Annotated in this window: 19 protein-coding genes; 6 read left to right on the top strand and 13 right to left on the bottom strand. The window is 60.7% G+C overall.

The features are described 5' to 3' along the window. The first annotated feature begins 13 nt into the window (after window positions 1–13). Window positions 14–685 carry an RNA polymerase sigma factor gene (locus B8784_RS17730; RefSeq protein WP_084399220.1) on the top strand — a complete coding sequence of 224 codons (672 nt, stop codon included), beginning with the start codon at window positions 14–16 and terminating at the stop codon, window positions 683–685. 18 nt (window positions 686–703) lie between these two features. Continuing rightward, window positions 704–1,765, top strand: a complete 1,062-nt coding sequence (locus tag B8784_RS17725; protein WP_158085742.1) for a FecR family protein — start codon at window positions 704–706, stop codon at window positions 1,763–1,765. Window positions 1,766–1,783: 18 nt separating this feature from the next. Here B8784_RS17725 and B8784_RS17720 read toward each other — a convergent pair whose 3' ends face one another. After that, window positions 1,784–2,314 (bottom strand): VOC family protein, encoded by a 531-nt coding sequence (locus B8784_RS17720; protein ID WP_084399218.1) that lies wholly within the window; start codon window positions 2,312–2,314, stop codon window positions 1,784–1,786. Window positions 2,315–2,453: 139 nt separating this feature from the next. Continuing rightward, window positions 2,454–2,762 carry a hypothetical protein gene (locus B8784_RS17715; protein ID WP_084399217.1) on the bottom strand — a complete coding sequence of 103 codons (309 nt, stop codon included), beginning with the start codon at window positions 2,760–2,762 and terminating at the stop codon, window positions 2,454–2,456. Between the two features lie 121 nt (window positions 2,763–2,883). Between B8784_RS17715 and B8784_RS17710 the strand changes: the two genes are divergently transcribed. Next, window positions 2,884–3,366: an Lrp/AsnC family transcriptional regulator gene (locus B8784_RS17710; protein ID WP_084399216.1), complete on the top strand. Its 483-nt coding sequence runs from the start codon at window positions 2,884–2,886 to the stop codon at window positions 3,364–3,366. Window positions 3,367–3,502: 136 nt separating this feature from the next. On the opposite strand, the gene B8784_RS17705 is transcribed toward B8784_RS17710, so the two are convergent. The 7 genes from B8784_RS17705 to B8784_RS17675 form a co-directional block, all read right to left on the bottom strand. After that, on the bottom strand, window positions 3,503–5,512 hold the full coding sequence (locus B8784_RS17705; RefSeq protein WP_158085741.1) for a serine hydrolase domain-containing protein: 2,010 nt from the start codon (window positions 5,510–5,512) through the stop codon (window positions 3,503–3,505). Between the two features lie 35 nt (window positions 5,513–5,547). Continuing rightward, window positions 5,548–6,684: a DUF819 family protein gene (locus B8784_RS17700; protein WP_084399214.1), complete on the bottom strand. Its 1,137-nt coding sequence runs from the start codon at window positions 6,682–6,684 to the stop codon at window positions 5,548–5,550. Then, window positions 6,681–7,673 (bottom strand): N-acetyl-D-Glu racemase DgcA, encoded by a 993-nt coding sequence (gene dgcA, locus B8784_RS17695; protein ID WP_084399213.1) that lies wholly within the window; start codon window positions 7,671–7,673, stop codon window positions 6,681–6,683. The genes B8784_RS17700 and dgcA overlap by 4 nt, the downstream gene beginning before the upstream one ends. After that, window positions 7,673–8,758 (bottom strand): DUF1611 domain-containing protein, encoded by a 1,086-nt coding sequence (locus B8784_RS17690; protein ID WP_084399212.1) that lies wholly within the window; start codon window positions 8,756–8,758, stop codon window positions 7,673–7,675. The genes dgcA and B8784_RS17690 overlap by 1 nt, the downstream gene beginning before the upstream one ends. Beyond that, window positions 8,745–9,860: a YkvI family membrane protein gene (locus tag B8784_RS17685; protein WP_084399211.1), complete on the bottom strand. Its 1,116-nt coding sequence runs from the start codon at window positions 9,858–9,860 to the stop codon at window positions 8,745–8,747. Before B8784_RS17685 ends, B8784_RS17690 begins: the two co-directional genes overlap by 14 nt. Window positions 9,861–9,864: 4 nt before the next feature. Further along, complete coding sequence (locus B8784_RS17680) at window positions 9,865–12,228, bottom strand: TonB-dependent receptor (RefSeq protein WP_233356221.1); 2,364 nt, start codon at window positions 12,226–12,228, stop codon at window positions 9,865–9,867. A gap of 297 nt (window positions 12,229–12,525) precedes the next feature. After that, on the bottom strand, window positions 12,526–13,173 hold the full coding sequence (locus B8784_RS17675; protein ID WP_233356220.1) for a GntR family transcriptional regulator: 648 nt from the start codon (window positions 13,171–13,173) through the stop codon (window positions 12,526–12,528). Window positions 13,174–13,409: 236 nt separating this feature from the next. On the opposite strand from B8784_RS17675, the gene B8784_RS17670 reads away from it, so the two are divergent. Both B8784_RS17670 and B8784_RS17665 read left to right on the top strand, forming a co-directional pair. Continuing rightward, the gene (locus B8784_RS17670; RefSeq protein WP_158085740.1) at window positions 13,410–14,975 is read left to right on the top strand and encodes a serine hydrolase; all 1,566 of its coding nucleotides are present in this window, start codon (window positions 13,410–13,412) and stop codon (window positions 14,973–14,975) included. Window positions 14,976–15,039: 64 nt separating this feature from the next. Beyond that, a complete protein-coding gene (locus B8784_RS17665) occupies window positions 15,040–16,587 on the top strand; it encodes an amidohydrolase family protein (RefSeq protein ID WP_084399207.1) in 1,548 nt (515 codons plus the stop codon). Window positions 16,588–16,613: 26 nt separating this feature from the next. On the opposite strand, the gene B8784_RS17660 is transcribed toward B8784_RS17665, so the two are convergent. Further along, window positions 16,614–18,950 (bottom strand): zinc-dependent metalloprotease, encoded by a 2,337-nt coding sequence (locus B8784_RS17660; RefSeq protein ID WP_158085739.1) that lies wholly within the window; start codon window positions 18,948–18,950, stop codon window positions 16,614–16,616. 286 nt (window positions 18,951–19,236) lie between these two features. On the opposite strand from B8784_RS17660, the gene B8784_RS17655 reads away from it, so the two are divergent. Continuing rightward, window positions 19,237–19,767 carry a CC0125/CC1285 family lipoprotein gene (locus tag B8784_RS17655; protein ID WP_084399205.1) on the top strand — a complete coding sequence of 177 codons (531 nt, stop codon included), beginning with the start codon at window positions 19,237–19,239 and terminating at the stop codon, window positions 19,765–19,767. 3 nt (window positions 19,768–19,770) lie between these two features. Here B8784_RS17655 and B8784_RS17650 read toward each other — a convergent pair whose 3' ends face one another. The 3 genes from B8784_RS17650 to B8784_RS17640 form a co-directional block, all read right to left on the bottom strand. Then, window positions 19,771–20,823 (bottom strand): alpha/beta hydrolase, encoded by a 1,053-nt coding sequence (locus B8784_RS17650; protein WP_084399204.1) that lies wholly within the window; start codon window positions 20,821–20,823, stop codon window positions 19,771–19,773. Between the two features lie 31 nt (window positions 20,824–20,854). Then, entirely contained in the window at window positions 20,855–21,484 is a 630-nt protein-coding gene (locus B8784_RS17645) for a TetR/AcrR family transcriptional regulator (RefSeq protein ID WP_084399203.1), read from the bottom strand. 115 nt (window positions 21,485–21,599) lie between these two features. Beyond that, a complete protein-coding gene (locus tag B8784_RS17640; protein WP_084399202.1) occupies window positions 21,600–22,283 on the bottom strand; it encodes a M23 family metallopeptidase in 684 nt (227 codons plus the stop codon). Between the last annotated feature and the right edge of the window lie 23 nt (window positions 22,284–22,306).

The following is a 22,306-nucleotide window of genomic DNA, read 5'->3' as shown; positions in this document are numbered from 1 at the left end:
CTGGACATTGCCCATGTTTAGATGCCAGCTTGATGCCATAAAAAAATTATGTTCACGGGAGAGGGACACCGCTTTGAAAAGGGCAGGAAAAGGCAAGGGGCTTCAGTGCCGCGCGGCGCTGCAGCAGCCTCCATCAGGTGCGGCAAGCCAGGACGTCGATAGTCTCTACCGTCTGTATTTTCAGGATCTTGTTGCGAATATCCGCAAGTCCTTCGGGGCGGGCCCGCCGGAAGCCGAGGATGTCGTGCAGTCTGCGTTCGTCAAATATGCGAACCTGAAAGACAAGTCGGCGGTCAAGTCGCCGCGGAGCTTTCTGTACATCGCAGCCCGCAATTTCGTTCTCGATTACAAGCGGACCTCCAAGGTCGCCGATGCCTATCTTGCCGAGCAGATCGCGCTTGATGCTGAATTCAAATTGGAAGGTTTAACCCCGGAGCGCGTCGTAGAATCTAGAGAACGATTTGATATTCTCGTGGCTGCAATGCGCGAGCTGCCCCACAAACAGCAGGTAATTTTGACGATGAGCCGCCTGGAGGGCAAAAGCTACCGCGAGATTAGAAAGGAAACCGGGTGGTCGGCAGGTGATATCAGCCGCAATATGAACAACGGAATTGCAAGTCTTGTAATTGCGCTCAAACGTGCGCGGCGGGTCAGGGAAACCCCGGAGCCGGATGGTGGGAGCTGACGGGCAGAAACCATGACGATGGGAGTATCAAAGACGGAAGAGGAGCTCGAAAGGGAGGCGGCGGCCTGGTTCACACGGCTGCATTCCGGCGATGTCGATGCGTCGGTACGCGCCGATTTCGAGGCCTGGCTGCACCATGACCGTGCCCACAAGGCAGCCTATCGCGAATTTGAGCAGGTTTATCGCGATCTCGACCTCGTTGCGCCTGAGGCGGGAGTTGATCTCGATAGCCTGCTTGGGCGCCGGCGTTTTCGCGGATCCGCCCTGACGCGTTTCATCCAGCGGCCTGCCGGGGCAATCGCAGGCGCGGGTATCGCCATGGCGCTTACGGTTGCCCTCCTCTTTGCGCCATCCATGCTGGAGAGCGGCCAGGGCCCGTCGGGGCAAGCCCTCGCGGCGAAATCGAGTTCGCTGATTGCGACCAGCCGGGGAGAGATCCGCGAGGTCAGGCTCGAAGACGGGTCGGTCGTGACGCTGGGCGCAAAGTCCCGGATCGAAACCGAATTTACCCCGAGCACGCGGAAGATCGACTTGCTTGACGGCGAGGTCTTTCTCGAGGTCGCCAAGGACGCCGACAGGCCATTCTTCGTGACGAGTCAGGATACGCTTGTGCGTGTGACCGGGACCAAGTTCGACGTGAAGCGCAGCGCCGACATCGTGCACGTCTCTGTGCTCGAAGGGGTCGTCGAGGTTATGAAGCCGGCCGATATTCCGGCCGCGATCGAGCAGCAGGATGTCGAGGACATCGAAAAGCAGGTGCTGACCAAAGGGGAACGCGTGAGTGCGGCCCGTCGCGTGGCCCTGCCTGAAGTGAAGCAGATCGAGCAGGTTGAGCCGGGGGCCTGGCGTGAGGGACGGCTGGCCTATGAGGATGCAAGCCTCGCTGAAATCATTGCCGACCTGAACCGGTATTCGGACCGTCAGATCGAGATCGCTTCGTCTGATGTGGGCGATATGCGCTCCACGGTCGCTTTCCGGGTCGACAATATGGATCAGGTTTTCGATGTGCTTGAGGCGATCCACCCGCTCACGGTTTCGCGCCCTGCGGCCGGTCCCATCGTCATAAGCCGGAAACGCTAGGCACCTTTGGCACTATCGCTAGAAGGACAATTCCCGAAACAGGCTCGTCCCGTCGAAACCTTCCGCTGCCTTTTCGATCATGTCGTAAAAATCGAGGATGCTGGGGCACGTTTCATAGAGTTCGATGAAATGGCCGTAGGTTGTGACGGAATCGAGGAAGGCGGTCTTCATGTCCATCTCGGCCATGTAAGCCCGCAGCACAGCCGGGAAGCCTTCGGCATCGGCTTTGGATATCGTCGCATCGATATCATCCACGATGATGGCCATGTGGTGGATGCCACCCTTCCCGCTGCCGTCGGGGTAGAGGTCGTGGATGATGGAAGGCCCGGAGGTTAGCGGCTTCATCAGTTCGATTTGCGTCTGCCCACATTGCCCGAAAGCGGCCTTGTGGCTGAATTCGATCTCCTTGCCTCTGTGCGTGACCGGGACGGTAATGTCCTCGGCGACGAAAAACGGGCCGCTCCCAAAGAGGTCGTGATGGCGCCGGGCGGCAGCCTCGATATCGTCTACAACATAAGCAATCTGCCGAATTGGGTGGCCTTTTAACATCACCGCTCTCCCTTGGGTCTTATTGTCGCTGAACGCTTATCTCTACGACGATAAGCCGGACGTGGCGTTCCAGGTTTGGGATTTCCCGGCTGGCTGAGCGGTTGTGGGTGAACGGGGAAGGCCTCTTCATCCCGCGGGCTTATTCTACGCCAGCAAGGCCTTCGCTGGCTTCGACCCGCCAGACAGAGGGGAGTTGGGCGATCTTGTCGGCGACGGATGACAAACGCTTCCTGTCGACATCCTCGGCCAGCCAGATCCGGGCCACGGCCTGATCGTCGGATTCGGTATGTTCCAGTGCTAGCGAGCGTGGCGAGAAGCCGGAAACCGAAAGCAGGTTGAGGGCCCTGAGGAGGCTGACTGGTCCTGGCTCGCTGACAATGACCAGCAGGGGATTGTCAGCCTCTGCGCTGGTCGCGTGGTCGGTTCGGGGGCGCGTCTCGCAAATCATTGTCACCTCTCCTTCTGGAGCAGTTTACCGGCTGGGCGGATCAAACGCTTTTCAGAGCGCGGTTGAAATCAAGGGTATTGTGAAAGAATAATTCGAGTAACGCGCACATAGGAAAATTATAATGCATCACAATCTGGACCGCATAGATTGCCGGCTTCTTCAGGAACTCCAGCAGGATTGCAGTCGCTCTGCTGCTGAACTGGGCGAGCTGGTCGAGCTGTCCCAGGCCTCCTGCTGGCGGCGTATCCAGCGTCTTGAAGAGCAGGGCTTCATCCGCAAACGCATTGCGCTTGTTGATCCGGAGAAAATCGGCCTGTCCACGATTGTGCTCGCCCATGTGAAACTGTCGGCCCATGGCCGCGCCAACCTGGACATCTTCAGCAAGAAGCTGCGTGCTCTTCCCAATGTGCTTGAGTGTTTCGTGCTTCTCGGAGATCCGGACTTTTTCCTGAAAGTGGCGGTAAAGGACATCTATGACTATGAGCGCTTCTTCTTCGATACCTTGTCGAAGATCGAAGGGGTCGCTGAAGTAAAGAGCATGGTCGCGCTCAGCCAGATCAAGAATGAGACGGCGTTCCCGGTCACGATGGTTCAGGCCGGATAGCAGGTCTGCAGAGAGCGCTCAGGGAAGAGAAATATTTATTCGTAATGTATCTGGCCGGCGTGAAAATTTTTCACGCCGGCCAGATCGCTACATGGACTATCCAACAGAGTAGCCAGATCAACTAAGGGCCTGGCCGTCAGAAGTGCGTCTCCAGGCTGAGCAGCCCGTTGGTCGCAGCGACAAACAGGACTATCAGGATGGCAAGCGAGACAACGATGCTCCAGGCCTTGCCGAACCAGCTCTGCCCGCTCGTCCAGACGGTCCAGACATTCCAGACCGAGACGGCGAAGGCCGCATAGAGGAAGATCTGGGTGAACTGGGTCAGACGCAGTTGCGCAATGAATCCGCCGCTCAGGCCCGAAAGATTGGAGAACAGGGTCTGGAACGCCAGAAACCAGGCAATCAGGAAGACGAAGACCAGAATGATCCCGATCCGCGTGAGGCGATAGACCAACGCTTCGCGTCCGCTTAGCGGGAAGGTCCGCTTGAAGCGCCACCGGACGATCGCGCGAACCGGCCACATGATGAGCGTTGCCAGCAGCACGAGCAGCGAGATCGTCAGGAGCGGCATGACGAGTCCATTATTGCGATACCAGGGGGCCGGCGTCAGGTGGATGATCGGCGAGACAGGCTCGAAGGTGACATAGTCGAGATTGCCGTCCTCGGTCATCACCGCACTCATTCGTTCATAGCCGCCCTCATGGCGCCAGACGAACGGTTCCACCTCGCGCCAGACGGCTTGTTGCCCGAAGAGCGGCATGACGAGATCGCCATCCTCGTTCATGCTGATCGTTTCCTGGCCAAGCAGGCGCATGATTGCCGCGAAGTTCGTGGCGACGGTGCGTGAGCTTTCATAGGTGCCGGCGACGATTGCGCCGTGCTCCTTGGCCGTGTCCAGCCGCTCGCCGACCGGTACGGTTGCCTCCGGGAAGTAGCGCTGGGCGAAGTCCGTCGTGACCGCGAAACGAAGCGTGCCGGCCGCCCCGTGGGTGCCGGTACTGTTCACGGAAACGTAAATACCGACATTCTTGTCGAGGAAGACGTTCAGGTCGGAGTGGAAGAAGCTTGTATCGCCGCCATGGCCACGGATCCGCAGATTGCCCTTGTCGAGCTCCCAGAAGCCGAGCGCCATGGCATTCAGCGGCGGCGTGAGCTGGTAGAGTGTATTGTACATCTGGTCCCAGGTTTCCGGCGCCATCAGGGCCGGGTTACGCTCCAGCAGGCCGATCATGAACCGGCCCATGGATTCGCCGTCTGCCGCCAGAGAGCCGGCCGGCCCCATGGGGATCAACTCATAAGGCTGCGCCTTGCCGTCAGATGCGCTGTTATAGCCATTCGAGACATACGGCTCGAACTCTTCCGGAAGCGGCTGACGGAAGGTGGCGCGCTCCATGCCCAGCGGCTCGAAAATGTGCTCTTCGACATACGCCTCATAAGGCTGGCCTGAAATGCGTTGCACGACATAGCCAGCGACCGCTGTGCCATAGTTCGAATAGGCCGGCGTCTTGCCGGGCGCGAAAATCCGTGCCGGCGGGGGTGTCGATTTCAGGAACTCCTCAAGCGAGAGATAGAGGTCCTCGTCGGTGAGGATCAGGTTTCTCAGCTTTTCCTGGAAGCCCGGTGTGTGGGTCATCAGGTTACGCATGGTGATCGGCTCGCCATACGCTTCGGGAATCTCGAAATCGAGATAGGTGTTGATGTCTGCATCGAGATCGATCTCGCCCTGTTCGACCAGCTGCATGACCGAAACCCAGGTGAACAGCTTCGAGATCGAACCGGGCCGGAACATGGTCTCATAGCCATCGACCGGCGCCTTGTTTTCGAGATCGGAATAGCCGAAGCCGCGGCTGGTCAGGATCTCGCCATCCTTGACCACGGTAACCACCGCGCCGGCAATGTCGGCCTGCCTGAGCGCGTATGGCATGTAGCCGTCGAGCCAGGTGTCCACGTCCGTGCGGGTGAGGCGATGGGTCCCGTCAGGGGCCGTGACCTCTTCCGGGGGCGGTGACACCGTGTCGGCCTGAACGTCCTCGACCTCGGTCTGGACCTCCGGCACAAGCGGGTTTTCACTCTCCTGGGCCGCCAGCGTCGACGGCAAGAGGAGTAATGCGGCAAGCGTCCCGAACGCTCTTGGCAATAAAGACATCAGTCCCTCCTTACTGCGAATTTTGATATCAGTTGTCATTGAAGCGATCCTCCAAGCATCGCGAAGATTCCGACCCCGATGAAATTGCCGAGCACATAGCCAAGCACGCCCGTAAGAATCCCGGGCGCGACAAGGTTGCGCCACTTGAACAGGATGGCGATCGCCGCCGCGATGGGCGGTCCGGCGATACAGGCGAGCGAGGCCACGGCCAGTTCGGCATAGTTCAGCCTGAAGAGCACACCGGCCGCGAACAAAGCGAGCAGGTGGACCGCGAAGATCAGCAGCACCACGGCGAAAAGGGCCGGGGCCGCGCTCAGCATGGCATTGATGTCTGCACCCGCGCCGATGATCGTGAAGAAGAGGTACATGAAGATCATGGCGATCAGGTCTTCACCGCGCAGCTTCGAGACGAATCTCCGTCCGAAGGTCGCGATGGCGGTCATGACGACGGTGATGATGAGAAGCGCATACTGGTCACCGCCCAGGAGGCCTGCCAGCCAATTGCTCAGCGCGACCACAATCGCCGCGAGTGCCAGCGCGGTGAGAAGATGATCCAGCGTGTATGGCTCTGCATTGGCAGTGTCTGTGCTGTCGTTATCGCCCCAGATGCTGTCGGCGCGCCAGGCAAAGCGCTTCTGCAAGAGCGACCAGCCGGCGGCCAGGTTCATCATCAGGATGAAGCCAACGCCTAGGACATTGTCGATGGCCAGTGCGGCTGCAAGCTGGGACTCGTCTTCAAACTGGATAGCCTCGGCGACCGCGACGAAATTGAGCGAGCCGCCTGTGTAGGTCGCGCTGAAGACAGCCGCGATCCCTGGCTCATGGGGGCCGAGATCCAGCAGGAGGGCGCCCAGAAGCGCGCCTGCCGAGGCTCCAACCATGCCCGCGAGAAAGGCAATCAGGACTCGTCCGCCCTCCGAGAAGACGCGAAACAGATCCGCCTTGAGCAGGAAGAGCGCGATGGCGAGTGGAACGAGATAGGTCCAGATCGCTCCATAGACCGGGGCCGCGTGTGGGATGAGGCCGAAGTGCGATGCCGCAATCGCCCCGAACAGCAGGACGCCGAGCCCGGTGATCCTCTTGCCGACAGGGGTGGTGTCCACCAGCGCTGCCAGCGCGCAGAGCGACAGGAGGACGGCGAGAAGGCCGAAAATGTTGTCGGCCGCAATCATCCCGGGCTACCCCACAGCCCTTTCTCCGGCAGCATGACCTCGGCGCCCTTGTATGCCATGGGCACCGCGCAATCCGATTTGAGGTTCAGGGGGCCATCAAGGTCCACGAAGTCGCAGAGCTGGGCGATGACGAAAGCTGGTGCCATGGAAAGCGATGTGCCCAGCATGTTGCCGACCATCAGGCCCTTGCCGGCGGCCAGGGCCTCTTTAGCCAGCGCCAGCGCTTCGGTCAGCCCGCCGGTCTTGTCGAGCTTGATGTTGATCATGTCATAGCGTTCGAGCGCATCGGGCAATTCACCGCGATGCAGGCAGCTCTCGTCAGCGCAGACCGGGATCGGAGATTTGAAGCCGGCCAGCGCTTCGTCGCCGCCGCGCTTCAGCGGTTGCTCGATCATCGAGACCCCGAACTCCGCGAAGGGCTCGATCACCTCCTGGAGCAGGTCGAAGGTAAACCCCTGATTGGCGTCGATGACGAGATAGGCATCGGGCCGGGCTTTCCGGATCGCGCGCATCCGCTCGACCGGCTCGACATCGTTCAGCTTGACCTTCAGGACCGGATAATCCTTCGCCCGGGCGGCGTTCTCGGCCATCTGCTCCGGGGTGTCCTGAATGCCGATGGTGAAAGCGGTCTGGCGAGGCTTCGGGTCAATGCCCGTCAGCTCCCAGATCGACTTTCCGGTCTGTTTGGCGGTGAGATCCCAGAGGGCGCAGTCGAGCGCGTTGCGGGCCCCGCCCGGCGGCAGAAGCGCCTGGACGTCCTCGAAGGAGATGCCTTTTTCGATATCACTGCGAATGGCCTCGATCTGGTCGAGCAGCAGGTCGCCATTCTCGCCAAGATAATAGGCACCCAGCCCTTCGCCCCGTCCGGCGACCCCATCGTCGATCAGTTCGACGAGGATGGAATCCGCGCACGTGAAGACATGCCCGGTAATTGTGAACGGGGCCGTCATCGGCCACATCGCCTTGTGCACGCTCAAGCGCAGGGACATCAGAACGACTCCTTTTCAAGGTGATCGAGGATTGCCGAGACGCCGTCGCGCACGGGATCGGCGACCGGCAGCCCGGTTTCGTCGGCAAACTGCCGCACCAGCCGCTTATGGTCGGGGTCAGCAAAACTGCTGGAGTTGATGGATATGCCGACGAAGCGTGCGGCAGGGTTCACGCGCCGTGCAAAGATGAGGCATTGCTCCATCGCTTCCATAAGCGGCTGGATCGGGCAAATGCCACGCTCCTCGAAGCCGAGGAGATAGTCGCGGCTCGGATCATGGCAGAGCACCAGCGCATCCGGCTGCGAGCCGTGCAGCAGGCCCAGGCTGACGCCTGCAAAGCTTGGGTGAGACAGTGAGCCCTGTCCCTCGATGACGTCCCAATGGTCAGGGCCGGCGTTCGGCGACAGTTGCTCGGCCGCACCCGAAAGGAAGTCGGCCACCACGCTGTCCATCGCAATGCCGCTTCCGGAGATCATGATGCCGGTCTGGCCGGTCGCGCGGAAATCCGCATCCCAGCCGCGTTTGCGCATCTCCCGTTCAAGGGCGAGGGCTGTGTACTTCTTGCCCACGGCGCAATCGGTGCCGACGGTCAGCAGGCGTTTGCCGGACCGCTTGATCCCGGTGCCCACCGGGAAATCTTTCGAGGGCGCGCGGATGTCGACCAGGTGGGCCCCGGATTCTCGCGCGGCATCGACGAGTTCGGGGAAATCGGCGAGCCGGGCATGCATGCCGGAGACGATGTCCAGGCCGGCCCGTGCCGCGTCGGCAAGATCATGCAGCCATGGAGCAGGGATAGGCCCGCCCGGTGAGGCCACTCCGATCACGATCGACCGGGCGCCGGCTTTCACGGCCTCGGCGATATCCATGTCCGGCAGGCCCCCATCCACGACACAGCCGTCGCGCCGCATCTGGCCGGCGCAGCGTTCGCGGCGCCAATGGATCAGGCCGAGGCCGGTCTTGGCGTAGCCGTGTTTCGGGACGTCACCGAAATAGATCAGGTAGGGAGCCTTCAGCTGTGTGGTCCCTTGCCCGGTTGTGTCCGGGGCAGCAGACGACGGCTTAAAGACAGAGTTAGCCTGCGTCATTCGCAGTCTCCATGCGGTCAGGGGAAGATTTCGAGATTTTGTAGATGCCAATCGTCAGGAGCGGCGCGACGACGATGGCGATAAAGGCGTAGGACAGGGCGCCATAGCCCTTGGCGATGAGATCGATAATGCCGATGGCGCTGGCCAGGAATACGGCGAGCCCGGTCAGGCCCGCGCCAAGGGCCAGCCGACCCCAGCCGGGAAAGGCCCGGCCCATGTCCTTGCAAGCATCGGCGACCCGCTCGTTTACCGCGTGGATCAGCCCGACTCCGGTTTCGATAAAGGTCCCGAACAGGACAATCTGGAAAAGAACGATGAACCAGAAGGCGGTCAGGCCATTCAGCAGCGAGAGGACGGGCACAGCGTCGTTCTGGATCGCGGGATACTGGGCAAGCATGGCCAGAATGACGAGCACACCCGGAACGATGCCGACCGTTCCGGCAAGGAAACCGGAGACGAGCGCGTCCTTGCGGGTCTTCAGATAGGGCAGGACGAACAGGACAGCCCCGAGCGCAATGAGGTTGTAGGCGGCGTAACGAACCCCGTCGAGCGCCCAGTTCCCGGTCGCCTGCCCGCTGGACAGGGCGGCCATGATGGCGTCGCCCGAGCCGGTCGCAACCCAGAGGAAGAAGATGGCATAGACGGCGTAAAGAAGGACGGACCAGCCAGCGAGGACGCGTTCGATTGTCTTGCTGCCAAGGTAGGCGAGCAGGCCGATCGCTGCCAGGAGCAGGACCGCGCCCACGACGTCCGGAACACCGAAGGCCGAGGCGATCATCTCTCCTGCCGCCGAGCCGAGCACGGACAGGACGAGGAGGATGATCAGCAGGTAGACCAGCTCGAAGACACGCCAGAAAGGTCCAAGCAGGGCCATGAAGAACGCCCTGTAATTGTAGCTTTTGGTGATGCGGGCGAACTCGAACGCAATTGCCAGGACAAGGCCCCAGCTCAAGGCGGTAACCGCCATGCCGAGCAGCCCTCCCAGTGCGCCATGCGCCAGGAAGAACTCGGCGATTTCCCTGCCGGTGCCGTAGCCGCCACCGATAATGACGGACTGAAAGACCAGCCCCGGCAGGAGAAAGCGTCGGAACACGTCCGCCATACGATCAATACCGGAGCGTCAGGCTGAGCCCGACCGTCCGCGGCCGGTTGACGTTCACCCCGATCGGATCGGCGTCGAGCGTTCCGCCATCATTGATGTAATGGGCGAGCGAGTTCGCATAGATATCCACTTCCTCAAGATCGTTGAGGAGGTTGGTGGCGAACAGGTTGAGCGCCCAGGCATCCTTCTCCAGCCCGACGCGGAGGTTCAGGATTTCAAGCGAGTCCAGTTCTGATGCCGGATAGTTCTGAACGCTGGAATAGCGCTCCCCGATATACTGGAACGAGCCGTTCGAGGTCAGGCGCATTCCGTTCGTGCCGAGCGGGCGGCTATAGGAATAACCCGTCGAGAACGAAAGCGAAGGCGCCTGTGGGACTTCATTGCCTTCCTGGATATCGTAATAAGGCGCCGTCTCTCCCGGCGGCGGCTGCAGCACGGACGAGAAGTCGTCGGAGAATTCCGAGTCGATGATAGAGGCGTTCAGGAAGGCCTGAAGCTCATCGCTGAAGCGGTAGGCCGTTTCCAGCTCTGCCCCGATGATCCGCTGGTCCGGGCCGTTGGTGACGTTCGTCGCCGGCAGCGAGACGAGAATCTGGGTGTCCTCATACTTGCTGTGGAAGAGGCCGAAATTGGCCGTGAGCCGGCCATTCATCAGCGTGGATTTGACGCCCCCTTCAATGGTCAGGACGCTGTCTTCGTCGAATGTAAGATTATCGTAAAAGACATCCGGGTCACCGCCGGAATTGGAGAGGGCGGCGATGGCCTGGCTGACCCCGCCATTGCGGGCGCCTTCAGCGGCATTCACGTAAAGAAGGATGTCCTCATTGACGTCATACTCGACGCCGATGCGCGGCAGGACCTTCTCCTGTTCGAACTCGAAGTTCGTGCCGAAGCCGGCGCCGTTCAGGATGTCGAGCGTCGAGGCGAAGTCGATCGGATCGGAGGGCGTCCAGGGAATGATCGCGCCGCTTCCATCGAAGCGCGGCGCGAGGTTGATGGCCTCGTTCTCGATCAGGCTCACTTCGACGGTGTCGTTCACATAGCGGGCGCCGCCGATAAAGCGCAGATTGTCGAGCGCTTCATAGGTCAGCTCGACAAAGCCGGAATAGTGCTCCGACTCTGTCACGGTCTCTTCCGTGGCAAGGTTCGCAGTTGGCGGCGTTGTCACAGCCGTACACCCCTCACAGTCGAGGAAGGCCCCGACCGTGTTCTCGCGGTCGCGATAGTATAGCCCGGAGGTGAAATTCAGTGGGCCATCAAAGTCCGAAACCAGCCGGAATTCCTGCGACAGCTGCTCGAAGCTGCTGGTGGAGACCTGGTAGGTGGTCGTGTCGATTGGGCCGCCGCTATCGGTGGCGAAGAAAGGCACCAGACCAAAGCTGTTGCCGGAGCTGAACATCGAGGCGTTGGTCTCGCGCTCATAATAGCCGGTGATCGAGGTGAGCTCCAGATTGCCGAAATCGTAGACAACCTTGCCGGAATAAAGGTCGAAATCGTCGGAAAACTCACCGGTCTCGGGCGAGGCCGCGAAGGTGAGATCTTCCGGATCGGACCCCGGATCAATCTGGGTCGACTCGCCGGATTCATCCCGTGCGAGATAGGCCGAGAGCCGGATCTCGAGATCATCGGTCGGCTTTGCGAGAAGAACGGCCCGTCCGCCATAGGTGTCGAAGTCGTTTACGTCCTCCCCTGCGCTCGGATTGTCGATGAAGCCTTCATCCTTGCGGTAGAAGCCAGACACGCGGACGCCGAGCTTGCCGGGTGAGAGGATGAAGGATGTCGAATTGTCCGCGCCATAGGCGAGGCCGCCATCCTCGATGGTCTCAAGCCGGGCATTCGCCTGACCGGTCACCGTTGGTCCGTCCAGATCCGGATCGTTGGTGAAGTAGCGGAGCACACCGCCGACAGCGCCTTCGCCGAAAAGCGTTGGCTGCGGGCCGCGAATGACCTCGATACGGTTCAGGTCGACAGAGCTGTAATCACGTTGCGTCCCGGCCGAAGCGACCGAGACATCATCGACGAAGACGCTGTAGAGTGCGCTGGTGGAGCGCTCGCCATCGCTACTGTTGATCACGCCGCGAATGGCGATCTCGTTTGAATTCTGCCGTGACTTTACGTTCTGCACGCCTGGCACCAGCCGGGCGATATCCTCGATATCCTGAATACCCTGCTCGCGAATGGTCTCCGCGGAAACCCCGGTTACGCTGACACCGATATCTTGGACGGATTCTTCGCGAAAGCGCGACGTGACCGTCACTTCATCGAGGTAAACCGGTTCATCGACCTCCTCGACGCGGCCTGACGGCTGGCCGTCCTGCGCGAGCATTGGCAGTGGAGAGACAACTGCCATGCATGCGGCAGTCACCATGAATTTTGACCTTAGACCCTGAGACATCAATACACCCCTTCCCTGTTTAGCCGCCAAGAAGAATTATTTTAACAGCCTTATTTGTCCTTACAGCCGTTATATTGATGTGAAAAGGGGGAATATCGTCTGTATACGAAAAAGGAGCCGTCTGTTGCGGGAACAGCGCGTCCAGTATTGTCTCTGCTCATTTTTTAGTGAGCCGTGAGGCCGGGACAGCTGCAATATTCTGCATGGCAGCAGGAATTGTGGTGGGGAATTTGCCGGAAGGAGAAGGAGCGATGGAGCAGGCCTGCTGGCCTATTCGGTATCCGACGGAAGTCTCAGATCCTGTTTGTAGAGTTGGTCATGGAGGAAGATGGCATCCAGGACCCGTTCTTCGGATTTGGAGAGAATCTTGTGGGTCTGTTCCCGGATATCCCGGGAACGGTCGTTGCGCATGGCCTCGATCAGGTCGCGCTGATGCTCCCAGGTGAATGGAAGCGTCCCCTTCATCTTGATGTAGAGCCAGTAGATGCGCATCGTCGTGTCTTCCAGCTGGCTGATCCAGTGGATCAGGAGCGGGTATTTGATCTGCTGGGCGATGAAGACATTGAACTTCTTGTTGGCCTTGAGCAGTGAGAGCGCCGTCGCCTCGTCCGTGATCTGTCCCTTGTGAGAGACAGCGTCGTTCAGTTTCCGGAACCTGTCGTAATCGATATGCGGGGCGGCCATGGCGAAGATGTTCGGCTGCAGCATCTTGCGCATTTCGAAGTTCTGTTTGACGTCCAGCAAGGTCAGCGGCGCCACGCGTGTAATCCGCGGTGAGATGGAGACGAGAAATTGCTGTGCCGTCAGCTGCTCCATGATGTTGCGAGCCGTAGTCCGGGTGATGTCGAACATCTCGGTCAGGATGTTTTCCGAAACCTTTTGGCTGGGCGCGAGCTCCTGGGTGACAATCGCGTCCATGATGAGTTCATATGCGTCGGCGGGGTCTGCCCCGTTGATTTTCTCGCTTCGGCTGCCGGAATTTTTCTTCATGGCGCTTAAGTGCCGTACTTTTCGCTCTTGTGCCAGAGTTTTGATCATAAGGCCGTCAATGGTGATGTTAAGGATGCCTTATTTTTCAAAAAAGCTGTTTTATGTCTTGTAAACACGGCTAGGGTGCGGAAGTCTCTCCCTAAGAAGCATGCAGGAGAATGAAGATGAGGGCATTCCGGACATTCACAGCTGCGGCCATCAGCGCGCTTTGCGCGGCGAATGCCAGCATGGCGGAGGTGTCGACCGACAAGATCGACGCCCAGGCCAGGGAAACGATAGAGGCCTTCGGGCTTCCGGGGTTGGCGATTACCGTCGTCTCGGGGGACTCGGTCCTCTTTCAGGAGACCTATGGCATTCGCGACGTCCGCGAGCCGTCCGGAAAGATCGACGAAGATACGCTTTTGCCCTTCGCTTCAATCGGCAAAGCCTTCACCACGACGGCGCTCGCGATGCTGGTCGATGAGGGAAAGCTTGCCTGGGATGACCCGGTCCGCGATTTCATTCCCGAGTTCGAAATGTCGGACCCTTATATCACGGCTGAGTTCTCGGTCCGTGACCTGGTCACGCATCGCTCCGGCCTGCCGCTTGGCGCTGGTGACCTCCTCGTCTTCCCCGACGCCAACCCGGACGTGCCCGCTGTCCTGGCTGCGATCAAGAACATTCCGCCTTCGACGAGTTTCCGGTCGGAATATGCCTATGACAATCTGATGTATATCGTTGCCGGGGAAGTCCTGTCCCGCATTGAGGACAAGCCCTGGGCCGACGTCATCGAAAGCCGCATCTTCGAGCCGCTCGGTATGGCCTCCTGCAAGGCCTTGCCGTCAGAAGCCGCAGGCGCCGACAACACGATCACCCAGCATATGCCGCAGCCCGGAAGCGGCAAGAATGAGCCGATCGACCCGCGCTATATCATGGGCGATGCCTCCGCGCCGGCCGGCGGTCTCAGCTGTTCCATCACCGACCTCGCAACATGGGCCCAGTTCTGGCTCAACGATGCCACGACCGAAGATGGCACACGGCTGGTTTCCGAGGCCCAGCTCAAGGAGCTGTGGAGCCCCGTCACGCCGCAGGAGGTGAGTCCGATGCTCGCCAAGCTGGGAAACATACACTTCTCCCTTTATGGGCTCGGCTGGGTTCTGCGGGATCTGCATGGGGACCTGTTCGTCGGCCACAGCGGCGGCCTGCTTGGCGCCACCTCCTATTTCGGGATCCTGCCGGAAGAGGATATTGCCGTCTTCGTCGTGAGCAATGGTTTCACGCCAGCCTCGAGTGCGCTGGCCCTGCAGATTCTCGACGGAGCGGCAGAGCCGGAATCGGAGTCCGACTGGATTGGTGCTTTGGCCGGCTATTACGAGCAGCAACAGGAAACGGCGAAGAAGGATGCCGGCCTGGACGAGGAAACGAAGACAGAGCCGGTCGAGCCCGCCCGTCCGCTCGAGGCCTATACCGGCACATATGTCGATCCCTGGTACGGACCGGTGTCGATCGAGATCCGCCAGGGCGCGCTCTTCATCGATATGAGCCGTTCGGAAGCGCTGGATGCTCCACTTGTGCCTGTGGCTGACGACAAGTTCGTTGCGCGGTGGCCGGACCGGAATCTGAACGCCGATGCCTATGTCATCTTCTCGGAAGAGGACGGCACTGTCAGCGGTATGACGATGGAAGCGGTGTCGGAAACCACCGACTTCTCCTTCGACTTCCGTGATCTGGATTTTACGAGGAAGAACTGATCGGAAAGCGGGGCCGCGCGCTCCAGCCCCGGTCCGGGGCGGTAACACGCATGGAGGATAGATCATGAGAGGACTTAACGCGGTAGGGCTCATCCTGGGCCTTGTCCTGTCGTTCACACCGGCGGTGGCGCAGGAAGGGAGCTATGATCTGGTGATCCTGAACGGCCGGGCCATCGATCCGGAGACCGGGCTGGACGCGGTCCGCAATATTGGTGTCGAGGATGGCCGGATCGTCGCTGTGACAGAAGATGCACTCGAGGGTGCGCAGGTGATCGACGCTGAGGGTCTTGTTGTTGCGCCCGGTTTTATCGACCTCCACGCGCATGGCATGTCCATTCCGGCGGGCCGGATGCAGGCCTTTGACGGGGTCACGACGGCCCTCGAGCTGGAAGCGGGTGTCCTGCCCGTCGCAGGCTTCTACGAAAAAGCCGCCGAAGAGGGGCGGGCGATCAATTACGGCGCCTCTGTCAGCTGGGCCTATGCGCGTATTGCAGAGTTTACCGACACGGCCCCGTCGACAGACATGGAATGGTTCGCGGACTTTATGGGCGAGCCTTCATGGCAATACGACCTGGCAAGCCAGACGCAGCGTGCGGCCATTATGAACATGGTGCAGCAGGGGCTCGATGAAGGTGCCCTCGGTATTGGCGTCCTGCTCGGTTATGCGCCGGAGTCCGGCCGGCGGGAATATTACGAGCTCCACCAGCTGGCCGCAGAGAACGACGTGCCGACCTTCACCCATGCCCGTTTTCTCTCCAACGTCGAGCCTGACAGTTCCTTTGAAGGGTTTGAGGAAATGGTGGCCGTGTCAGCGGCAACCGGTGCGCACATGCATGTCTGCCACCTCAACAGTATAGCCCAGCGCGATATCCCGACGATCCGGCAGATGATTGAAGGCGCCCAGGCGCGCGGTGTCCCGATAACGGTCGAAGCCTATCCTTACGGGGCCGGCGCCACGTCGATCGGGGCAGCAATGTTCCAGGGTGAGGACTGGCAGGCTCGCATGGGCGGTATCGAGAAATCTGATTTCACGCGCGATGGTGACCCCTTGTCGGACGAAGAGTTCGACCGGCTCCAGGCCGAGGCGCCCGGCACCGATATCGTCGTGCACTTCATCCACCCGGATACAAATGAGGCGGATGCCGAGATTCTGGCGCAGTCGGTTCTCTATCCGGGCGGTGCCATTGCGTCCGATGGAGGAGACTGGGCGCTCGACGGAGAGCGGATCACGGGCAATGTCTGGCCGCTGCCTGAGGATGCGGAGTCTCACCCGCGCAGTGCCGGGACCTTCTCGAAATTCCTGCGCGTCTATGTCCGCGAAAAAGAAGCCTTGAGTCTTGTCGATGCCCTCGCAAAGACAAGCCTGATCCCGGCGCAGATCCTGGGAGAGTCAGTGCCTCAGATGAAGCGCAAAGGCCGGCTCCAGGAGGGCGCGGATGCAGACATTGTTGTCTTCGACCCCGAGACCGTCAGCGACCGCGCCACCTTTGCCCGTCCGGCGCAGACCTCTGAAGGCTTCAGTTTCGTGATTGTTGGCGGCACGCCTCTCATCTCGAAGGGCGTTCTGGACACCGGTGTTATGCCCGGCCGGCCTGTTCGCCGGGCGCACTGAGGCCGAGGCGGAGAGCCCCTTACGGCTTAATCCAGCTCTCCGCAGTGCCAGCAGGTCTCGTAGGGCGCCATGCCGATCGGCCCGCCTGGCGGGAGGGCCTTGGCCGGCGCCGTTGGGGTGGCTGGTTCTGCCGGACGGGTTTCAAACGCCTCAATCTTGTCGGTGAGCCACCCGGCTTGCGCACTGCCGTCAGCCGTCAGCGCCTCGGCAAGGTCGCTCAGCGCAATAGTCGCCGCCGCCTTCACCGCCGATGTCGTGTCGGCTTGCGCCAGATCCATCAGGCCAAAGGCGTATTGGGTCCTCACAGCCTCGGCGATGGCTTGTGTGCGGCCGGAGGAGGCTTTGGCCATGACCGTCTCGCGGATGGTGGTGAACATCTCCTCCGCGCCGAGCTGGTTATCATCGCGCCGGTGAAATTCGATCAGCCGGGCGATACGCCTCGGGTCAAGGAGGATGTCGAGGGTCATATCGGCCGCCGTGCCCGCCGCCGAAACGGTGTCAAAGGCGGGATAGGCAGCCCGGTCGAAAAGCTCGCGATTATTGTCAGCCAGCACATAGCTGTCGATGCCGGGCGTCAGGAGCGCCAGGACATCGTCATCGAGATCGAGGGTCGCCGGTTCGATCGTTTTCAGCACGGCGTCCAGGGCGGTGCGCTGTCTTTCGGGTGCGACGATCTCGGCGGCCGGTTGGCCATCGCCGCGCAGCGAATAGTTGAAGGCCATGCCGCCAACCAGCTTGGCTGCGGCCGCCGTCTGGTAGCGATGATAGAGATAGATCGGCACGATCACCTTGTTGAGATCGGCAATCGGTTCACCGGGTTTCACCCGGTCCCGACCGAAATCGTCCAGCGCGATGCGGCGCACGGCCATGGTCTCGTTCAGGGTGGCCACCGGATCGGGGCCATTGTCCCAGATATTGCCGAGTGGATGGCCGGTGCCCGGTGAGCGGGCATCCGGGTCGGCGACATAGACAAGCCCGCGTGCCAGCGCGTCCTGCACAAGATCGTCGCGTTCACCCTCTGTGAGGTCGCCATAGAGCCAGGTTGCCGCGAATGTGTCCCAGCTTCCGACGCCGGTGTCATAGGCATGGCTGAAGTCCAGGGCACCATCCGTCACCCGGATGTCCGGCGCTGGATAGTCCATGACAGAGGCCTTGCCATAAGTGCTGGCAGCGAAATTGTGCGCAAAGCCAAGCGCGTGACCGGTCTCGTGCGCGGACAGTTGGCGGATGCGGGCGAGGGCCAGTTCCACAGGGTCATCTGCGGCGCCTGTGCCTGTCTTGGACGTGCCGGCGAGACCTTCGAAGATCATCCGGTCTTGGCGCACGCGAAGCGAGCCGAGGATGACATGGCCTTTAAGCATCTCGCCGGTGCGCGGGTCGGAGATACCGCCGCCATACGACCAGCCGCGTGTCTGGCGGTGGACCCATTGAATGACATTGTAGCGGATATCGAGCGGATGTGCGCCTTCGGGAAGTTCCTCGACGCGGTAGCCATTCGGGTATCCGGCCGCGTTGAAAGCGTCCGCCCACCAGCTGGCACCCTCGATCAGGGCCGATTTGATCGGCTCCGGGGCCCCGCTATCGACATAGAAGACGATTGGGTCGGCCACCTGGCCGGTCCCATCTTTCGTCAGCCGATAACGCCGCGCCAGCCGGCGCTCGATCGGCTCGTCGAGATTGGCACTGTAGTCGAAATGCGTTTTCTCGATCACACCGACGCGGGGGTCCGAAGGCAGCGGCGTGTAGCCGTCTTCGGGCAAGCGCACAAAGGAGTGGTGCTGGATGAGGGTGACATCCCGGCCATTGGCCGCCGTGGTGGAAACCTCCGCGCCCGGATCGTCGCTGCTGAGCGTCAGGAAGACATCAATTTCCGTGTTGTCCGGGAAGGTGAAGACATTGTTTGTGTCCACCAGGGTGCGGTCTTCGGCAAGCGTGAACGTGCCCTGCTCGGAATCCTTGAGATGCTGGACGAGGTTGAGCGAGTCGCCAGTGAGGTAGTCGGTCAGGTCGATAACCAGGCCCTCGCTGTCCTCGGAGACGATCTCGGCGCTTGCAACGAAAGAAGAGGCGAAGCTCTCGCGCACGGCGCGCGCTTCCAGCGGAGAGCCATCGTCGGCGCGATAGGTCTGGTTTTCGACCTCAAGGATCACCTTGTCGCCCATACGGCGGAAGACCATGATCTCCCCGCTCTCGCCCCAGCCGCGGTCGAGGCCGACAGGGTTGGAGCCGAGTCCGGCAGTAAGCCGCACGGCATGGATGAGGCGCAGCGAGACACCGTCGTCCCCGGCCGGTGGCAGGTGAGCGAAGATCTTGTTTCCGGCCGTATCGACGTCGAGCTTTATGAAGCCATTGCGTGTCTCCATGTCGGGAGAGTCTGGATCATACGCTGCGGTTTCCGGAGAAGGCGGAGCTGGTGCTGCCGGGGCCGGTTGGCCGTTTGCCTGGCAAGCGGTCAGCATGAACAAGGCACAGCCCAAGATCGCAAGACGCATTCGATTTCTCCCCTGACGCTGGCCTGCACGTTAGGAGGAAGAGGCCTCTCCTGTCGAGCGTATGGGCCAAAGGAAAGTGCCGGATGACGCAACCGGATGATTTTCTGCGCGTTTATGCCGCAATCATCCGCTTGCACCTTTTTATGAAGAGCTTCCCATGCGCCCCATTTTCTGCCTGTTCGCCGGTGCCCTGCTAATAGCCGCCTGCGCAACATCTCCTGCCTATCGTCAGGCCTCTGCTCCGGGCGAGCAGGGATTCGATGCCTATCGTATCGAAAACAATCGCTGGCGCGTCTCTTATACTGGCGACGAAACTCAGACGGCCAATGAGGTTCGTGACCTCGCTCTTCTTCGCGCTGCGGACCTGACTCTTGAGCAGGACGCAGACTGGTTTGAGGTCGTGGCCAATGCGACGACCACAGACAGGGATACACGCACACGGTTTGAGAATCGCGGTTTCGAGACTGATTACGAGCTGCAGCGTGATTGCGGGCTGCTCGGCTGTACGACGCGCGCCCAACCGGTGACCCGCTATGGCGGCACCGATACGGTGCGCGAAGACGTACTGGCCTATGATCAGTCGATGGAAATCATGCTCGGCTACGGGCCGCAGCCGCGCGGCAATCCGAATGTCTACGACGCCTCGGAGACGGCCGGCAACCTTCGCGCCCGCCTCGGCCAATATTAGAGTCTAGTCGTCGTCTTCGATCTCGAAATCGGCATAGGCGTCGGCGACCATGCCGGCGATCTCTTCACACGCCTTGCGCGCTTCTTTCACCACGCCGGTAAAGGCGGTGAAGCCATGGGCGAGACCGTCATAACACTTATAGGTCACATCGACGCCCGAACGGCGAAGCAGTTCGGCATAGGCGGCGCCGTCATCGACAAGCGGGTCGAAACCGGCTGTCACAATGATGGCGGGCGGAAGGTCTTCCAGCCGTGTTTCGCGGGCCGGTGAGAGGCGGACGTCCGACCGGTCCTGGCCTTCGGGTAGGTACTGCTCCATGAACCAGCGCATCGTGTCTGCCGACAGCGGGTAGGTTTCGCCGAAGGCCGTATAGGACGGAAACTCGTTTTCCAGCTCGGTCGCCGGATAGATGAGCAGTTGCAGGAGCGGCTTCGGTTTGCGCTCGCGCATCATCTCCTGCGTAACAATGGCGGTGAAATTGCCCCCCATGGAGTCGCCGCCCATGGTCGCGACACCGGCAGGCGCGCCAAGTGAGGCTGCATTTCGCAGTGCCCATTCATAGGCATCGATACAGTCATTGAGGCCGGCCGGGAATTTGTGCTCCGGCGCCAGGCGATAATCGACCGAGACAATCGGGCAGCGCACCCGTTTCGCGAGAATGGTGCAGAAGACATGGCAGGTTTCGAGATCGCCGATCACGCCGCCACCGAAGTGATAGTACACCATGACCGGTGCCTTCGGGTCCTGATTGTTGGGCTGGTAGATGCGGACCGGGATGCTGTGCTTGCCGTCGGAGGGGATGTCCTGATTGCGCCATTCAACGCCGGAGACCGGCTCGTCGGCAAACATCTCCAGCCCCATGGCGGAGGCCGCGCGTGCATCGGCAGCGGGCATCGAGGACATGGGCGGCTGGTTCTTGGCCCCATGCGCGATGAACTGGAATTGCGGGTCCATGACCCGGCCATTGATCTCGACAGGTTTGCCCCCGCCGAGTTTGTAGAGAAGATTGCCGGGCAGCTTCAGCAAGAGCTTGGCGATTGTCACTTGCAGGCTCATCGGACACTCCCTCTTGTCGGTACGCTCTGTTTTAGTTCGGTCTGGCCGCGATTGCCTTCACACCCTCAAGCAGGAGCGTGGTGGCAAACCGCGTCGCCCCCTCAAGATCGACCGGGCGACGCTGCAGCATATGGTCCCCGAGCTCACGTGCAATCCCTATCGCAGAGGCAGTGAGGTATTCGGAGTCGCCGAGCGAGATATTGGCGGATTTGGCAACCTCCTCAAGGTCGGTCCGGATCTCGTCGAAGATGGCGTGCATCTCGGGGGTGTCGACCCGTACGCCGATAAGGGCCATATGCGGGGCGCCATTGCTGATCGCTTCTTCATTCTCGGCCTTGAGAAAGGTGAAATAGGCGGCATAGGCGGCGCGGATATACTCCTCGAAAGAGCTGGCTTCCTCTCGCACAGTCTGCAGTTTGGGCCGGAAGCGCTTGGCGCTCTCCCCGGCGATGGCCTCGAAGACTTCTTCCTTGGACTTGAAGTAGTTGTAGAACGTGCCTGAGGCGAGGTCTGTCTCGCGGATGATGTCGCGGACGGTCGTTGCATCGAAGCCGATCCGCGCAAAGACCTGACGCGCAGCCGCCAGGATCGCCTGCCGGTTTGCCGCTTTTGTCTTTGCCCGTTTGCCGCTGGCTGCGACGGGTTTGGCGATTGAATTCATACCCTGCCTTCCGCTTTGATCGCTTCAGCAATCAGACTAATGACGCTCCGTCAACTTTACTAGCTGAGTCGCGCTGCAGGTCCATCCGCCGGCGGACTGGTCTGGGTGCCGATCTCTAGCTGCCGGAAGCCTGGCCGGTATAGGGCGGGAAGGAAAGCGGATTGCGGGGCGTCAGGCCGAACGATCTTTTGGGCGTGTTGTAGTTGCCGGTCAGGATTTCGAAGTGGACATGGATGCCGGTCGCATTGCCGGTCTGGCCCATCACGCCGAGTGGCTGGCCGAAACCGATTTTCTGGCCGGATTGGACGCCACGCGCCAGATGCGCCATGTGGCCATAACGGGTGAAAACGCCCTGACCGTGGTCGATGACGACATAATTGCCAAAGCCGCTGGAATATTTGGCTTCCCGGATAATGCCCGGGGCGGCTGAATAAATCGTGCCGGGCGGCGAGGATTTGAGGTCGAGGCCGTTATGATCGCGACCCGAGCGGTGTCCGAACCCGGACGTCATGCATGCATTGTTCACCGGCACGGGCGTGATGACGACCTTTCCGTCGACAAGGACGACCGGATTGAAATTCAGAACGCGGTTGCGGCTATCATGCGCAAGCGCGTTCGTAATCGTCGCATTCGGGCAGAGATAGAGATTGGCGTCCGGCTGGAAGGGCCCCTGTTCAGCGGAGACCGAAGCCGTCGCCGAGATGGCCGGCGGCGGCTTGACCGTGGCCTGTCTTGGGGATGTCGCGCAGCCTGTCGCCCAGATCAGAACAACAAACATTATGAGCGCAATCTGTCTCATGAGGGAGGTCCATGCTGGCTATG

This window comes from Henriciella aquimarina (assembly GCF_002088975.1).
Classification (GTDB): domain Bacteria; phylum Pseudomonadota; class Alphaproteobacteria; order Caulobacterales; family Hyphomonadaceae; genus Henriciella; species Henriciella aquimarina.
Note: the sequence above shows the minus strand (reverse complement) of the source record. Positions and strands in the feature narration are given on the sequence as shown.

Coding starts and splice junctions, on each gene's coding strand:
- B8784_RS17640 (WP_084399202.1), bottom strand. CDS start 22,283: ATGAGACAGATTGCGCTCATAATGTTTGTTGTTCTGATCTGGGCGACA.
- B8784_RS17715 (WP_084399217.1), bottom strand. CDS start 2,762: ATGATTTGCGAGACGCGCCCCCGAACCGACCACGCGACCAGCGCAGAG.
- B8784_RS17655 (WP_084399205.1), top strand. CDS start 19,237: ATGCGCCCCATTTTCTGCCTGTTCGCCGGTGCCCTGCTAATAGCCGCC.
- dgcA (WP_084399213.1), bottom strand. CDS start 7,673: ATGTCCCTGCGCTTGAGCGTGCACAAGGCGATGTGGCCGATGACGGCC.
- B8784_RS17670 (WP_158085740.1), top strand. CDS start 13,410: ATGAGGGCATTCCGGACATTCACAGCTGCGGCCATCAGCGCGCTTTGC.
- B8784_RS17665 (WP_084399207.1), top strand. CDS start 15,040: ATGAGAGGACTTAACGCGGTAGGGCTCATCCTGGGCCTTGTCCTGTCG.
- B8784_RS17710 (WP_084399216.1), top strand. CDS start 2,884: ATGCATCACAATCTGGACCGCATAGATTGCCGGCTTCTTCAGGAACTC.
- B8784_RS17720 (WP_084399218.1), bottom strand. CDS start 2,314: ATGTTAAAAGGCCACCCAATTCGGCAGATTGCTTATGTTGTAGACGAT.
- B8784_RS17690 (WP_084399212.1), bottom strand. CDS start 8,758: ATGACGCAGGCTAACTCTGTCTTTAAGCCGTCGTCTGCTGCCCCGGAC.
- B8784_RS17685 (WP_084399211.1), bottom strand. CDS start 9,860: ATGGCGGACGTGTTCCGACGCTTTCTCCTGCCGGGGCTGGTCTTTCAG.
- B8784_RS17680 (WP_233356221.1), bottom strand. CDS start 12,228: ATGGTGACTGCCGCATGCATGGCAGTTGTCTCTCCACTGCCAATGCTC.
- B8784_RS17705 (WP_158085741.1), bottom strand. CDS start 5,512: ATGTCTTTATTGCCAAGAGCGTTCGGGACGCTTGCCGCATTACTCCTC.
- B8784_RS17645 (WP_084399203.1), bottom strand. CDS start 21,484: ATGAATTCAATCGCCAAACCCGTCGCAGCCAGCGGCAAACGGGCAAAG.
- B8784_RS17660 (WP_158085739.1), bottom strand. CDS start 18,950: ATGGAGACACGCAATGGCTTCATAAAGCTCGACGTCGATACGGCCGGA.
- B8784_RS17730 (WP_084399220.1), top strand. CDS start 14: ATGTTTAGATGCCAGCTTGATGCCATAAAAAAATTATGTTCACGGGAG.
- B8784_RS17700 (WP_084399214.1), bottom strand. CDS start 6,684: ATGATTGCGGCCGACAACATTTTCGGCCTTCTCGCCGTCCTCCTGTCG.
- B8784_RS17725 (WP_158085742.1), top strand. CDS start 704: ATGGGAGTATCAAAGACGGAAGAGGAGCTCGAAAGGGAGGCGGCGGCC.
- B8784_RS17650 (WP_084399204.1), bottom strand. CDS start 20,823: ATGAGCCTGCAAGTGACAATCGCCAAGCTCTTGCTGAAGCTGCCCGGC.
- B8784_RS17675 (WP_233356220.1), bottom strand. CDS start 13,173: ATGGACGCGATTGTCACCCAGGAGCTCGCGCCCAGCCAAAAGGTTTCG.